The sequence below is a fragment of the Senegalia massiliensis genome (assembly GCF_009911265.1).
GTDB classification, from domain to species: Bacteria; Bacillota; Clostridia; order Tissierellales; family SIT17; genus Anaeromonas; species Anaeromonas massiliensis_A.
This window is the reverse complement of the sequence record NZ_QXXA01000014.1, coordinates 31,473-46,487: the sequence shown is the minus strand read 5'-3', so window position 1 is coordinate 46,487 and position 15,015 is coordinate 31,473. Positions and strand designations below refer to the sequence as shown.

The following is a 15,015-nucleotide window of genomic DNA, read 5'->3' as shown; positions in this document are numbered from 1 at the left end:
TGAATGGAGGATATAAATATGAAAAATATATTAAAAATAGAAAATATTGAAAAGTATTATGGAAAAAAAGAAGTTGTAACTAAAGCATTAGATGGCATAAGCTTCAAGGTGGATAAAGGTGAGTTCGTTGGAATAATGGGACCATCTGGAAGTGGAAAAACTACTTTGCTTAACTGCATTGCAACAATAGATAACGTAACAACTGGTAATATTACTATAAATAATCATGAGATTACAAAATTAAAATCTAAAAAGCTAGATAAGTTTAGGAGAGATGAGTTAGGATTTATATTTCAAGATTTCAATTTGCTTGATACATTAACTGGTTATGAAAATATAGCTTTAGCTTTAACAATACAGAAAAGAAAGCCAAAGGAAATAGATAGTTTAATAAAAAAAGTTGCAGGAACACTTGGCATTTCAGATATTTTAAATAAACATCCCTACCAAATGTCAGGTGGACAGCAGCAAAGAGTAGCTTGCGCTAGGGCAATAGTTACTAACCCATCACTCATATTGGCCGACGAACCTACTGGGGCTTTAGATTCCAAATCTGCAAGGTTATTATTAGAATCTTTTGAGAAATTAAATAGAGATTTGGAAGCTACTATATTACTTGTAACCCATGATGCTTTCACTGCAAGTTATGCTAATAGGATACTATTTATAAAAGATGGTAAAATATTTAATGAGATAGTTAGAGGTAATGATTCTAGAAAAGAATTTTTCAATAGAATTATTGAAGTAATGACACTGTTGGGAGGAGATGTTAATAATGTATTTTAATATAGCCACTAATAATATAAAAAAGAGTTTTAAAGATTATACAATATACTTTATAACTCTTACATTAGCAGTGTGTATATTTTATAATTTTAATTCAATGAATTCTCAAACAGTAATAGAAGATATAAATAAAATAGATATATTAGTTAAATTAATATCCTATATATCTATATTTATTTCAGTTATTTTTTGTGCACTAGTTATATATGCAAATAATGCTCTAGTCAAAAAAAGGAAAAAAGAGTTTGGAATATATACTACTTTAGGGATGTCAAAACAAAAAGTATCTAGAATATTAACTTATGAAACCCTTATAGTAGGCATCATTTCATTAGGTACAGGATTATTGCTAGGAATAATATTATCTCAAGGAATATCAGTAATTACAGGCAAATTGTTTGAGTTTGATATGGAAGAGTATAAATTTATTATGTCTACCAATGCTATTGGAAAAACTATCATATATTTTGGTACAATGTTTATTTTAGTTATGATATTTAATACAGTAGCTGTGTCCAAGCATAAACTAATTGATATGATAAATGCATCAAAGAAAAGCGAAGAAATAAAAGTTAGAAATCCTGTAATTTCAGTTACAATATTCATTATATCTATAGGTGTTTTATCAAGAGCTTACTATTTAGGATGGAAGTATTCATCTAATCCTCAAGATATTAATTTTCCTCTGTCTATAGTATGGGGAGGTGCCGGTACACTATTATTCTTCTTTGGATTAGCTGGATTTATCTTATTTATAATGAAAAAAAATAAACAAATATATTTAAAAAAGTTAAATATATTTGTTATAAAACAGTTTAGTAATAAAATAAATACAAACTTTATATCAATGGGAATAATATGCCTCATGTTATTTGTCACTATAGTAATTTCATCATCAAGCTTAAGCATTAAGTCCAAATTAGAAGAAGAATTAGAAAAATTATCACCTTTTGATGCTAATATTGAACTAAATGTTGGTAGTGACGAACAAGAAGTACAAAATATAGAAAAGGCTTTAAAAACAGTAGATTTTAACTTAAGACAGTCCTATGAATATGCTGTATTAGATGCATACTATACAAAAATTAAAGTATCTGATTTATTAAATGAATATTCAAATAAAGAGTTAAAAGAGAGACTTAAAAAATATGTTGGGGTATTAGAAACTATAAAGGTATCACAGTACAATGAAATGAGAAAGTTAAAGGGAGATTCAACAGTAGAGTTAGAAAAAAATGAAGTTTTACTGTTAACAAATGATAATAATGAGAAGCAAGCATTAAACAAATTAATGAATAATAAAAATGAAATAAATATTAATGGGAATAAATATACTTTAATCAAAGATATGGATTTAAAAGATATTGAGTATAATTTAATAGCAATCGTGCCAGACGATGCTGTAGAAAGAATGCCTAAAAGTTATTCAACTATGCATATAAACAATCTAAATGAAATGAATAAACAAGATCTAGAAGAAGATGTTAAAAAGCTGAGACAAAAATTTGCCAATGTAGATTATAACCGTAGCGATATTTTAGATAAATATGGCTTTATTATAAGCGCAGAAACTAAAATACAAGTATATAATGAAACAAAAAGTGCTATAGGAACAAATTTATATATAGGAGTATATCTGGGATTTGTATTTTTAATAGCTAGTGCAGCAGTATTAGCAATCCAACAGTTAACAGAAGCAAGTGATAGTGCAAGCAGATATAAGACACTCAAAAAAATTGGTGTTTCTAATAATATGATTAATAAAACTATATTTACTCAAATTCTAATACATTTTATGGCACCTCTAATGCTATCAATAGTACATTCTATAGTAGCATTAGCAATAATAGGTAAATTGTCAAGAAATGTAGGTTTAGTATTTCTGTTCAAGCTTGGACCGACTATATTTATAACAGGAATTATAGTTATTGGAGTATATGGGACCTATTTATACGCTGCTTATACTGGATATAAAAATATAGTTAAGAATAGTTAAGATAAGAGCTTATAGTTCTTTTATGAATTTTATAAGATTCTATGATAATATTAAAACTTGTTGTTTCAAAAAATGCATATAAATTAAAGAGTGTAAGGAGGGTAAATATATGAAAAAATATTTATTTAGTATTATTTCAATAATAATTAGTTTAGGATGTTTTATTGCATTTAAACTGATAGGTTCTGAAATTTTATCAGATGGAACATTATCTGAACCATTTTTTCTTATACCTATAGGATATTTATTTGCAATTATAGCTGTTATTTCAGTAGTAATAAAAATGATTAAAAATCATAACAAAAAGGATTATGGTAATGATAAATATTAGATTATAATTAACTGATAGAAGTGAAATTTAAAGTTGGAAAAAATCTGATTTGTTTCAATAGTATTATTAATAGTGTATAAAATACTCCCTCAAATTAAGGTTGAGGGAGTATTTATTTGTGTGCCCGGCATGGGCATAGTCTATAGTGCGAAGCAGTTTTTTTAATACTATCCTCATATTGTTGAGGGGTTAAATATCCAATCCTACTGTAAATTATCTTTCTATTGTACCAAGATTCAATGTATTCAAATATAGTTAGCCTTGCGGCATCATAATCATAATAAATAACTAGGTTAACTTCTTCTTTCTTTAACGAATCATGAAAAGATTCTATACAGGCATTGTCATAGGAATTCCTTTTACCACTTAAGGAATAATTTTTTTATTTTCAATGCTTCTTTTACTTTCTTTTTTATTTAAGAATTTATAATAATAACTTTTAGAAATACCGACTATTTTACACATTAACTTAATGTCATGTTGATCTTTATAATTTTTAATAAATAAAAATTTTGATTCTATTTTTTTGTGGATATGGATATAGAATTTTTTAATATTTTATTTTTCTTCTAAAGGTTAGCCATTTTCTTTAGCATAACTTGATAATCTGTTGTGTTATTGTTTTATTTTTATCTATATCAATAGGCTTAGTTTTTTTGTAATCATTTAATGAATTTCTTTATTTTAAATCTTGTTTTAGAAAAATTTAGATAGGGTAGTTATAAAAGAAAGTAGGAAATGATAAATTTAAATCTTAGAACAAGGAGGTATTAGATATGAAGATTCATAGAATAGATCATGTAGGTATAATTGTTAATGACCTTCCTGCTGTGAAAGCATTTTTTCTTGACCTAGGTCTTGAAATGATAGGCGAAGGAGAAGTAGAAGGTGAGTGGGTAGAGCGAATAATAGGACTTCAAGAGGTTAGAGAGGAAGTTGTAATGCTTAGAACATCAGATGGTGAAGCAAATATAGAGCTAGTAAAATTTCACACACCATCAGATGAAAATGGCATACAGCGTCCTTTGGCAAACACTCTTGGTATTCGTCATATTTCCTTTGCTGTTGATGATATTGAAGCTATTGTTGCCAAATTTAAAAAGGAAGGGACAGGACTTATTGGTGAGATACAAAACTACGAAAATGCTTATAAACTATGCTACGTTCGTGGACCAGAAGGAATTATTTTGGAGTTGGCTGAGGAAATTAAATAATCACAACAAGTTATTGACAAAGTGTCAGTTGTTGCTATATACTATTATTATAGAGGTGGTAGTATGAGAGATGTAAAAGAACCAGAAGTCCGTAGAGCTGAAATTATGGAGGCTACCTTGCGTCTATTTATTAAAAAAGGATATTTAAAAACAACTACACAGAATATTATAGAGGAAGCTAAAATATCCCGTGGTTTGCTGTATTATCATTTCAAAGACAAGGAGGATATACTCTATTGTTTAGTGGAGCGATATTCGGAACCACTTTTACGGCGATTATCTGAGATTACTTATGGTGAAAATTCAGCAATAGAAAAAATTCGCTCTTTTGTGGAAGCCACTTTAATATCTCCAGATACAATTACTGCTGAGATGGTTACGCTGCAAAAAACTGTTGACTTGGAGCAAAATCGTTATGTAATGGATCGATTTGCTCATAAAGTTTCCAGCAAAATATCAATATATTTTACAGATATTATTGAACAAGGTATTGCAGAAGGTGTGTTTCATGTATCCTATCCATCACAAACAGCTTCTTTTTTGATAAATGGTTACGTCTTTGTTTCTATTACAGTAAATGCTTTGTCCGATAATGAGAAGGAAAACTATATTGTGGCATACAAAAAGTTATTAGAATCTACATTAGGTGCAGAAATATCTATTTTCAATACCTAAGAAATCCAATGGTATTTTCCATTGGTTATTCTTAGATTATTAACTGACAAAATGTCAGTAAAAGGGGGATTTATTTATGTCTATATTAGAAATTAAAAATCTTACAAAAATTTATGGGAATAAAAAGAAAGCAGTTGATGGGTTATCCCTTTCTATTGAGTCAGGAGATATTTTTGGATTTATTGGAGCTAATGGAGCAGGAAAAACAACAACAATCAAAGCAGTATTAGGAATTCACGATTTTGATTATGGGAAAATCATCATAGACGGTCATTCCATCAAGAAAGACCCGTTAGCTTGTAAATCTATACTTGCATATATTCCGGATAATCCAGATTTGTATGAACATTTGACAGGTTATCAATATATAAACTTTATTGCAGATTTATATAACATTCCAACTTCTCAACCGATACAATCAATTAAAAAATATAGTGATTTATTTGAAATGACTCTAAACCTTGGGAATGTTATATCTTCATATTCACATGGGATGAAGCAACGAACTGCAATTATTTCTGCTTTAGTTCATTCTCCTAAGCTTTTAATATTGGATGAACCATTTGTTGGGCTTGATCCTAAAGCAACATTTTTATTGAAACAGGTAATGAAGGAATGTGTATCGAAGGGTGGAGCAATTTTCTTTTCTACACATGTTCTTGATGTTGCAGAGAAGCTTTGCAATAAAATTGCCGTTATTAAGGCTGGCAAGCTGATTGCAAGCGGGCCTACTGAAACAGTTAAAGGTAATCAATCTTTGGAAGCTTTTTTTATGGAGGTGTAAGACAAATGAATAAAACATGGCTATTACTCCGAACCCAAATAATCAACTATTTTTCCCTCAATGAAATTAAGCAACCAGGAAGTAAAAAAAATACAACTATCCTCGTAGGAGTTGGTGTAGTTACTCTGATACTTTTCTTTTGCGCTTATAACGTATTGATTGCGCAAGCCTTAGTACAAATGGGAGAACAAGATCTGATACCTGCTTATATGGTTTCTATATCTAGTTTTGCTATTTTGATTTTAACACTACTTCGTTCTAATGGCATTTTATTTGGAAGTCGAGATATGGATATGCTGTCTGCTTTACCTGTAAAAGCAAGTGAGATTATTAGTAGTAAATTTTTATTTATGTATCTGCTTAATTTTATAATTGGCTCTGTGTTTATGGCTTCAGGAGGAATTGTATGGATAATGAACACTCCATTGGATGTTCTTAGATTTATATTTTATTTTATTTCAATATTTTTTGTTCCATTAATACCAATGTGCATTACTTCGTTAATTGGACTTTTAATTGTACTTGGTTCTTCCCATTTCAAAAATAGGAACATATTTTCACTGATATTTTCTTTTGTAGCACTTGGTATAGTAGGATATGTAGGTGCTTCCAGTATGCAATCGGGAAATGATATTAAAAATCTTGGTGCAATGCTTGCTAGTCAAATTACTGGACTATATCCTCTGTCAAATTGGTTTCTAAATCATCAGGGCTTTTCTGCAACAGTTGGTTCAGTAGCATTCATCATATTATCTGCTTCTGTATTTTATGTTGCTATGAAATTAGTATCAATAAGGTATGGACTTTTCAATGCTCTTGCAACCACATCATCGAAATATACTGAAAACCGTAGAGAAAAAATAAAACAGCAATCTCAATTTATTACACTTTACAAGAAAGAGTTTGGACGATTATTCAGTTCCTATATGGCAGTTTTAAATACAGCTCTTGGAGTAGTTATGCTATGTCTTTTCAGTATACTTCTAATTATTATGTCTCCAGAGCAGTTAGGCCAATATACAGGTATTGAGGATATAAATAATTTTCTTTCTACTTATTCCCCTATTCTTATCGCTGCTATGCTTTCCCTAAGTTGTCCTGCTGCATCCTCTATTTCATTAGAGGGAAGAAATATATGGATATTACAGAGTTCACCTGTTTCCATTAAAACAATTTTAAATAGCAAGATTGCAGTAAATTTGACTTTACATAGCTTTGGTTACTTACTGGCCATAGTATCCATTATGACACGATTAAGCATGAATATATTCCAAATAGTGAGTGTGTTTCTTATCCCTATTATTTATTCGTTATTTACTGCTATAGTTGGTATTACTTTGAATAAGAAATATCCCAATTATACGTGGGAAAATGAAATTGTAGTTGTAAAACAAAGTCTCCCGGTTATTGTGTCTAATATAATCAGCATGGCAGTAGTTGCTTTGCCCGTTTTACTTCATTTGTTTCTGGCTTTTCCGCTTATCCCTATATTATGGGTCATGGCATTGGCAGCTATTACCGCATCAAGTATTATGTATCAAAAAGCATGTAAATCAAAATTCATATAAATTATAGGAGGGGAAAGTATGAGAAAACATTTTAATGCCCAAGGAAAAGATAAATAAGTACTTTTTAATATTTGGTGCTATTATCCCATACTCTGTGTATTGGAGGTTCTTGCTTAAGGACAAAGTTAAAACATAGTGAGTTTTTTAACTTTTTATAACTTTTAATATCTATTGATATTATTTTGATAAATAGTTTTTAAAATTCCTCAATATAGGGTATAATATCTGAAATAACCTTAAGGAGGATATATATTGGAAAGAACATTTATAATGATTAAACCTGATGGAATACAAAGAGGTATAATGGGAGAAATCATATCTAAAATAGAAAAAAAGGGTTTTAAAATAATACAGGCTAAATTATTTGAACCAAGCAGAGCTTTAGTTGAGGAACATTATGAAGAACATAAAGGCAAAACATTTTTTAATGAGTTAATAAATTATATATTAAGTGGTCCGGTTATGGCAATGGAAGTAAAGGGAGAGTTTGCTGTTGAAGTAATGCGTAATATGATAGGAGATAAGGATCCAAAGCTTGCAGCTTCAGGCACTATAAGAGGTGAATTTGCTAATTCTATGAATACAAATGTAATCCATGGGTCAGATTCAATAGAAAGTGCACACCTAGAATTAGATTTATGGTTTAAATAAGGTATTAGTTAGTAACTAGGATAATATTTATATGTAAAAAAACCAGTTAAAGTGATCTTATCACTTTAACTGTTTTTTTACATATAAAGGAATTTAATATTAGAAAATGAAGTGTGACATTTTCATGAGATAATAAGATATATTTATGATATAATCAAAACAAACAAAATATAATGATATGAAAAGCTTAATAAAATAGGAGGTAAATATGAGGGTTATTATTTCACCTGCAAAGAAAATGAAGGTAGACATAGATTCATTAGATTATAATCAAATTCCTCAGTTTATAGAGGATACAGAAATTTTGCTATCATATTTAAAAAATTCAAGTTATGAAGAATTAAAATCAATATGGAAATGTAGTGATAAAATAGCTGCTTTAAATTATAATCGAATCCATAATATGGACTTGTATAGTAACTTAACTCCTGCTATACTTTCATTTGAAGGTCTTCAGTACAAGCATATGGGACAAAATGTATTTGAAACTAAAGAATTTGAATATCTTGAAGAACATTTGCGCATACTATCTGGATTTTATGGTGTACTACGTCCCTTTGATGGTGTTGTGCCTTATAGGTTGGAAATGCAATCAAAATTGGGAAGTGAAGATATAAATTCACTCTATAAATTCTGGGATAAAAAATTAGCTAATCAACTTTTTTCGGAAAGTAAATATATTATAAACTTAGCATCTAAAGAGTATAGCAAATGTATTTCTAATTATTTGGATGAAGAAGTGAAGTTTATTACTTGCGTTTTTGGGGAGATGATTGAAGAAAAGATAGTTGAAAAGGGTACATTAGCAAAGATGGCTAGAGGTGAAATGGTCAGATTTATGGCAGAAGAACAGATTAAAGATGTAGAAGGTATTAAAGGTTTTAATAGACTAGATTATACTTACATGGATCATCTATCAGATGAAAGCACATACATCTTTTTGAAAAAGAATAAAAAAGGATAAAAATATTATATTAATTGATAAATATGGAGGTTATATTATGAAACAAATAAAGATAGCAGATGGAATACATATGTTATCCATGAATGTAGAAGATATGCTTTTTGAAGGAATATGGGAGCTAGCTAATGGTGTTACATTAAATTCTTATATAGTAAAAGGAGAAAAAACGGCTATTATAGATGGCGTTATAGGTTGGGATGGAGTACCAGAAACTTTATATAAAAGTCTTGGAGAAATTGATGTAAATCCTGAAGAGATAGATTATTTGATAGTTAATCATATGGAGCCAGATCATTCTGGATGGATTGAGAATTTTAAAAAGATTAATGATAATTTTACAATTATATGTACAGATAAAGCAGCTAAATTGATAAATTCTTTTTATGGTGATGGAGAAAAAATAAAAGTAGTTAAAGAAGGAGATACATTAGATTTAGGTAAGGGAAAAAAATTAAGTTTTCATCCAGTTCCAAATGTACATTGGCCTGATACTATGTATACATATGAGTCAGATACTAAAACTTTATTTTCCTGTGATATGTATGGAGCTTTTGGAAGAATGGAGGAACATTATTTTGATGATGAGATGACAACTGAAGAAGTAGATTTTTTTGAAAATGAAGGTATAAGGTATTTTTCAAATGTTATGGGAACATTTGCACCTATGGTAAAAAGGGCAATAAAAAAATCTAAAGAATTTGATATAAATATTATAGCTCCAGGACATGGGCCAGTATATAGACAAAATCCTGAAAAAATAATAGATGATTATACTAGATTCTGCAAATATTCAGCAGGATATGGTAAAAAGGAAATCACTATATTATGGGGTTCAATGTATGGTATGACTGCAAAAGCAGTTGAGTTTGTAGAAAAGGTCTTAGAAAGAGAAGGGATAAAAGTAAATAAACTTGAAATGCCTTTAGAAAGTGAAAGTGAAATGATTGCTACTGTTTTTAAATCAGCAGGATTAATAATTGCTGCACCTACCTATGAATATAAGATGTTTCCACCAGTAGCAGCAGCAATAGAAGAGTTAGGAAGAAAAAAAGTTATTAATAAAGCAGCTTTTCGTTTTGGATCTTATGGATGGTCAGGTGGAGCTGAAAGGGAATTAAAAGATATAATAGAAAAAAGTAAAATGAAGTGGGACTTTGTTGAAACAGTTGAATTTGAAGGTTCTCCTAATGAAGAAGATTTGAATAAAGTTGAATCAGGAGTTCTCAAATTATTAGAAAAAATAGAAGAAAAAATAGTATAAGTTATTATATTAATTATTAATTCTATATTATTAAATATAAATTAAATTGAATACAATTATTATTAAGACCAGTTTAAGTGAAAATTTAGCTGGTCTTTTTTTAAAATTTAGCTGACTATATTTGAAATTAAAATATAAAAAGTATTGACAATCTTTATTTGTTATGATATTCTGTAAATAGATAAATAAGTGAATAGATGAGCAGATGCAGGAGTGTAACTGATCTAGTCAGGCACCACCAAGTCAAATATAACAAAACGAATTGTTTTAATCGTTTTGATGTTGTTTTTGATGTTGGTGTTTTTTTAATACTTTTTTAGAGGTGATTCTCTTTGGTGAAAGTAATAAAATCATTAAATAATAATATAGTTTTAGCAGAAACAGAGAAAAATAAAGAAGTAATTATATTTGGTACAGGAATTGGGTTTAAGAAAAAGAAAGGTGATTTAGTAAATGCAAGTTTAGCTAAAAAAACTTTTTACCCTGAAAAAAGCATACAAGCTAGTCAATTATTAGAACAGATTTCAGCAGAAGTTTTAACTGTTACTGAAGAAATTATTGTATTCGGTGAAGAACTACTAAAAAGAAAATTGAATCAATCAATATTATTTTCTTTGTCAGATCATTTACAATTTGCAATTAACAGAGATCAAAATAAAAATTACGAGGATAATCCACTTCAATGGGAGATTCCAACTTTATATAATGAAGAATATAAAGTTGGAAAAGGAGCATTAAAAATCATTGAAAATCGTTTAGGTCATATATTACCTAAAATAGAGGCTTCTTTTATAGCTCTTCATTTTGTTAATGCTCAAATAGATGGGCATTCATTAGGGGATACTATGGAAATTATGAAAGTAATAAAAAAGATTATTAAAATTATTCAAAGATTATTTGATATAAATTTAGACAAAACTACAATTAATTACTCTAGGTTTATAACGCATCTTCGCTATTTTATTGCTCGTCATAAGATGAATAAATCGTATGCAATGGATATGGATAAATCATTCAGGGAGATTATTCAAGAAAAATATAAAAAAAGTTATAACTGTTGTCTAGTAATTAAAGAAATGTTAGAAAATGAGTATAATTGGGGAATTAGTAATGATGAAATTATTTACCTTACTATTCACATAGAAAGAATTGTTCGAGAAAATAAATAATTTTTTGTTAAGGCGTGTTACTTAATAGGGGCATTAACCTAAACAAAATTTGTAATAACTATTTTAAAATAGTTATTACAAATTTTGTTTAGGTTTTTTTATATTAAAATTAAATAAGGAGGAGATGGAATGGATAGAAAAAGATTAGCTGAAAAGATCATAAAAGAAATGGGAGGAAAAGATAATATAAGTCAAAGTTGGCACTGTATTACACGTTTAAGGTTTAATATAGTAAATAGAGAAAAAATAAACATTAGTAAAATAAAGTCTTTAGATGGTGTAATGGGAGTGCAATTTCAAAGTGGACAATTTCAAATTATTATTGGAAATGAAGTAGCAAATGTCTTTTCAGAGATCAGTCAATTATTAGGGGAAAAAGAACATTATGAGGGTGTTTCTAAACAAAAAACAAATGTAATAGAAGCAGTTTTCGATGTAATTTCAGGAATTTTTACGTCAATATTACCTGCCATTGTTGGTGGGGGATTATTAAAAGGTATTATGGCATTGTTAGTAGCTTTGAATTTTCTTTCTCAGACAAGTTCAAATTATGAAATTTTAAGTTTTATTTCAGATGCACCATTTCACTTTTTACCTTTTTTAATTGCATATTCTGCGGCTAAAAAATTTAAAACAGATATTTCATTGTCAATAACTCTAGCTGGAGTTCTAATGTATCCTAAAATTATGGAGTATGCTGCTGGAGGAGAAATAAGCTATTTGAGCTTTATTGGATTAAAGATTCCAATGAATAGTTATTCTTCATCTGTATTACCAATAATTTTAGGAGTATGGCTATTAAGCTATGTGTATAAAGGAGTAGATAAAATTGTTCCAAAATCTTTAAGAATAGTTTTTGTACCACTATTAGTTCTGCTTATAATAGCTCCTATTACGTTAATGTTTATTGCTCCTCTAGGAACTTATATTGGAGTTTATTTAGACATATTATTTACTAAATTATTTGATTTTGCAGGTCCAGTTGCAGGATTATTAATGGGAGGGTTAATGCCTCTAATTGTTATTACAGGTATGCATTACGCTTTTTTCCCAGGAACATTCGCTAGTTTTCATAAATTTGGTTACGATGTTATGTTATTGCCAATGAATTTAGTAGCAAACTTAGCTCAGGCAGGAGCAACTTTAGGAGTTTTTATAAAGATAAAAGATCCAAAAATGAAACAATTATCTTTTTCGACTTTCATTCCAGCTGTTTTTGGAATTACTGAACCAGCAATATATGGAGTGACTATGAAACTAAAGAAACCATTCTACGCCAGCTTGATTGGTGGAGCAGTTGGTGGGGCAATCTTTGGTATATTTTCTGTAAAAGCATTTTCTTTTACTGTACCAGGTATTATGTCTGTTCCATCTTATATTGAAAATGGATCCAACAACTTTATTTATGCTTTGATAGGAATTGTTTCTAGTTTTATTGTTTCATTAGTTATAACTTTAATGTTTAAGTTTGAAAGTAAGGAAGATGAGAGAATACGAGTTGCAGATAATGTTTCTACAATAGAAAGTGATAATAATATTATCAACTTATTGTCTCCATTAACTGGAGATGTCATGCCTTTAGAGGATATTCCTGATTCAACTTTTGCAGAAGGGATTGTTGGGAATGGAGTGGCAATTATACCGAAAGAAGGTATAGTATATTCTCCTTTTTCTGGGGAGGTAACAATGTTAACTCCTAATAATCATGCTATTGGAATTACTTCAGATACAGGAGTTGAATTATTAATTCACATTGGTCTAGAAACTGTTTCATTAAATGGAGAAGGATTCAAGTTAAAAGTGAAAAAAGGAGAAAAAATTGAAATTGGAGATGAATTATTAGAATTTGATATTGATGGGCTCAAAGAAAAAGATGTTTCTTTAGTGTCTCCTGTAATTGTAACAAATACACCAGAGTATTTAGATATTATTCATACAGATGATAAACAGGTAGATTCATGCAAAAGTAAATTGTTAATGATAATTAAATAGAAAATTTAATTAATATAACTATAATTAAAAGGAGGAGTATTATAATGATAAAAAGATTTAAAAAAGAATTTCCAGAGGGTTTTTTATGGGGAGGTGCAACTTCAGCAAATCAAATTGAGGGAGCTTTTAATTTAGGTGGAAAAGGCTTATCAACATCAGATATGGCAGCATATAAAGATCCATATGCAGGAAAATCAGTGAATAATTTTACATTTAATGTAAGTTCAATAGAGTTAGAAGAGTATTTTAATAATCCTGAAAAATACTTATTTCCAAAAAGATGGGGAATTGATTTTTATCACCATTATAAGGAAGATATTGCTATGTTTGCTGAAATGGGCTTTAAGGTATTTCGCCTATCAATATCATGGGCTAGAATTTTTCCAACTGGTTTAGAGGAAGAAGCAAATGAAGAAGGATTAGAATTTTATGATAAGGTGTTTGATGAATGTAAAAAGTATGGTATTGAGCCTCTAGTAACAATGTCACATTATGAAATGCCAATTACTTTAACTCAAAAATATAATGGCTGGATTAGTAGAGAATTAATCACTTTGTTTGATAAATATGCACGAACAATATTAGAACGATATAAAAATAAAGTGAAATATTGGATTACTTTTAATGAAATGAATATGAACTTAAATAGCTTATATACTGGGGCAGGAGTATTAGAAGATAAAGTGGAAAATGTAGAACAAGCTGCATATCAAGCCTCACATCACCAGTTTTTAGCGAGTGCTTTAGCAGTAAAAGCTTGTCATGAGATTATTCCACAAGCAAAGATTGGATGCATGATAAATCGCATTGAGTCATATGGGAAAACTTGTAAACCTAAAGATCAATTACAGGCATTAAAAGCAGATCAGATTAATACATTTTATCCAGATGTACAAGTTCGTGGAGAATATCCAAATTATATGATGCGTTATTTTGAAGAAAACAATATTAAAATTATAACTAAAGATGGTGATAATGAGCTACTTAAAGAAGGTAAAGTTGACTTTGTTGCATTTAGCTACTATATGTCTCATGTCACTGAAGATAGACCAGATGCTTATAAATTAGCAGGACAGTTAGATAGTCCAATTAAAAATCCATATTTAGAACTAACACAATGGGATTGGCCTATTGATCCGATTGGATTAAGAATTTCTCTAAATAAGATGTATGATCGTTATGGAATTCCTTTATTCTTAGTAGAGAATGGTTTGGGAGCAAAAGATAAATTAACAGAAGATAGAAAAATACATGATGATTATAGAATTGACTATACTAGAAAGCATATTATAGAGATGAAGGAAGCTATTAAAGATGGTGTAGAATTAATGGGATATACTACTTGGGGATGCATTGATTTGATTAGCTGTGGGACTTCTCAAATGAGTAAACGTTATGGGTTCATTTATGTTGATCAAGATGATAAAGGAAATGGAACATTAAATCGTATACCAAAAGATTCGTTTTTCTGGTATAAAAAGGTTATTTCTTCAAATGGAGAAGATTTAGGAGAATAAAAAACACCTAATAATTAAAGTGAAATATAAATATATAAGTTGAATGTAACATGAAATAAAAATAAACCTCTCAGAAAATTTTCTGAGAGGTTTAAAATTTTTAAATC

General features: G+C 29.0%; 13 protein-coding genes and 1 pseudogene. 13 read left to right on the top strand and 1 reads right to left on the bottom strand.

Annotated elements, in window-relative coordinates; genetic code table 11:
- Positions 1-18 precede the first annotated feature (18 nt).
- The 3 genes from D3Z33_RS12795 to D3Z33_RS12785 all read left to right on the top strand — a co-directional run bounded on the left by D3Z33_RS12795 (position 19) and on the right by D3Z33_RS12785 (position 3,113).
- Positions 19-786 carry an ABC transporter ATP-binding protein gene (locus tag D3Z33_RS12795; RefSeq protein ID WP_160198166.1) on the top strand — a complete coding sequence of 256 codons (768 nt, stop codon included), beginning with the start codon at positions 19-21 and terminating at the stop codon, positions 784-786.
- Positions 776-2,782 carry an FtsX-like permease family protein gene (locus D3Z33_RS12790; protein WP_160198165.1) on the top strand — a complete coding sequence of 669 codons (2,007 nt, stop codon included), beginning with the start codon at positions 776-778 and terminating at the stop codon, positions 2,780-2,782. The genes D3Z33_RS12795 and D3Z33_RS12790 overlap by 11 nt, the downstream gene beginning before the upstream one ends.
- Positions 2,783-2,891: 109 nt before the next feature.
- The gene (locus tag D3Z33_RS12785; protein ID WP_160198164.1) at positions 2,892-3,113 is read left to right on the top strand and encodes a DUF3955 domain-containing protein; all 222 of its coding nucleotides are present in this window, start codon (positions 2,892-2,894) and stop codon (positions 3,111-3,113) included.
- A 112-nt stretch (positions 3,114-3,225) separates the two neighbouring features.
- On the opposite strand, the pseudogene D3Z33_RS12780 reads toward D3Z33_RS12785, so the two are convergent.
- Positions 3,226-3,486 (bottom strand): annotated as a pseudogene (locus D3Z33_RS12780) (IS3 family transposase); the annotation flags it as partial.
- Positions 3,487-3,889: 403 nt separating this feature from the next.
- Here D3Z33_RS12780 and D3Z33_RS12775 point away from each other — a divergent pair.
- The 10 genes from D3Z33_RS12775 (at position 3,890) to D3Z33_RS12730 (ending at position 14,908) form a co-directional block, all read left to right on the top strand.
- The gene (locus D3Z33_RS12775) at positions 3,890-4,327 is read left to right on the top strand and encodes a VOC family protein (protein WP_160198163.1); all 438 of its coding nucleotides are present in this window, start codon (positions 3,890-3,892) and stop codon (positions 4,325-4,327) included.
- Positions 4,328-4,390: 63 nt separating this feature from the next.
- Positions 4,391-5,002 (top strand): TetR/AcrR family transcriptional regulator, encoded by a 612-nt coding sequence (locus D3Z33_RS12770; RefSeq protein WP_160198162.1) that lies wholly within the window; start codon positions 4,391-4,393, stop codon positions 5,000-5,002.
- A gap of 82 nt (positions 5,003-5,084) precedes the next feature.
- On the top strand, positions 5,085-5,786 hold the full coding sequence (locus tag D3Z33_RS12765; protein ID WP_160198213.1) for an ATP-binding cassette domain-containing protein: 702 nt from the start codon (positions 5,085-5,087) through the stop codon (positions 5,784-5,786).
- A 5-nt stretch (positions 5,787-5,791) separates the two neighbouring features.
- Entirely contained in the window at positions 5,792-7,354 is a 1,563-nt protein-coding gene (locus tag D3Z33_RS12760) for a hypothetical protein (RefSeq protein ID WP_160198161.1), read from the top strand.
- Positions 7,355-7,606: 252 nt separating this feature from the next.
- Positions 7,607-8,005, top strand: coding sequence for a nucleoside-diphosphate kinase (ndk, locus tag D3Z33_RS12755; RefSeq protein ID WP_160198160.1), 399 nt, complete (start codon positions 7,607-7,609; stop codon positions 8,003-8,005).
- A gap of 208 nt (positions 8,006-8,213) precedes the next feature.
- Positions 8,214-8,969: a peroxide stress protein YaaA gene (gene yaaA / locus D3Z33_RS12750; RefSeq protein WP_160198159.1), complete on the top strand. Its 756-nt coding sequence runs from the start codon at positions 8,214-8,216 to the stop codon at positions 8,967-8,969.
- 37 nt (positions 8,970-9,006) lie between these two features.
- Positions 9,007-10,230 (top strand): FprA family A-type flavoprotein, encoded by a 1,224-nt coding sequence (locus tag D3Z33_RS12745; protein ID WP_160198158.1) that lies wholly within the window; start codon positions 9,007-9,009, stop codon positions 10,228-10,230.
- A 335-nt stretch (positions 10,231-10,565) separates the two neighbouring features.
- Positions 10,566-11,399 carry a PRD domain-containing protein gene (locus D3Z33_RS12740; RefSeq protein ID WP_201750529.1) on the top strand — a complete coding sequence of 278 codons (834 nt, stop codon included), beginning with the start codon at positions 10,566-10,568 and terminating at the stop codon, positions 11,397-11,399.
- 129 nt (positions 11,400-11,528) lie between these two features.
- A complete protein-coding gene (locus tag D3Z33_RS12735; protein WP_160198156.1) occupies positions 11,529-13,391 on the top strand; it encodes a beta-glucoside-specific PTS transporter subunit IIABC in 1,863 nt (620 codons plus the stop codon).
- A 44-nt stretch (positions 13,392-13,435) separates the two neighbouring features.
- Positions 13,436-14,908: a glycoside hydrolase family 1 protein gene (locus D3Z33_RS12730; protein ID WP_160198155.1), complete on the top strand. Its 1,473-nt coding sequence runs from the start codon at positions 13,436-13,438 to the stop codon at positions 14,906-14,908.
- Positions 14,909-15,015 lie beyond the last annotated feature (107 nt).

Excerpts from the sequence above, each read along its gene's own strand:
- D3Z33_RS12745 (WP_160198158.1), top strand. The coding sequence starts at position 9,007 with ATGAAACAAATAAAGATAGCAGATGGAATACATATGTTATCCATGAAT.
- D3Z33_RS12795 (WP_160198166.1), top strand. The coding sequence starts at position 19 with ATGAAAAATATATTAAAAATAGAAAATATTGAAAAGTATTATGGAAAA.
- yaaA (WP_160198159.1), top strand. The coding sequence starts at position 8,214 with ATGAGGGTTATTATTTCACCTGCAAAGAAAATGAAGGTAGACATAGAT.
- D3Z33_RS12775 (WP_160198163.1), top strand. The coding sequence starts at position 3,890 with ATGAAGATTCATAGAATAGATCATGTAGGTATAATTGTTAATGACCTT.
- D3Z33_RS12760 (WP_160198161.1), top strand. The coding sequence starts at position 5,792 with ATGAATAAAACATGGCTATTACTCCGAACCCAAATAATCAACTATTTT.
- D3Z33_RS12770 (WP_160198162.1), top strand. The coding sequence starts at position 4,391 with ATGAGAGATGTAAAAGAACCAGAAGTCCGTAGAGCTGAAATTATGGAG.
- D3Z33_RS12785 (WP_160198164.1), top strand. The coding sequence starts at position 2,892 with ATGAAAAAATATTTATTTAGTATTATTTCAATAATAATTAGTTTAGGA.
- D3Z33_RS12790 (WP_160198165.1), top strand. The coding sequence starts at position 776 with ATGTATTTTAATATAGCCACTAATAATATAAAAAAGAGTTTTAAAGAT.
- D3Z33_RS12730 (WP_160198155.1), top strand. The coding sequence starts at position 13,436 with ATGATAAAAAGATTTAAAAAAGAATTTCCAGAGGGTTTTTTATGGGGA.
- D3Z33_RS12735 (WP_160198156.1), top strand. The coding sequence starts at position 11,529 with ATGGATAGAAAAAGATTAGCTGAAAAGATCATAAAAGAAATGGGAGGA.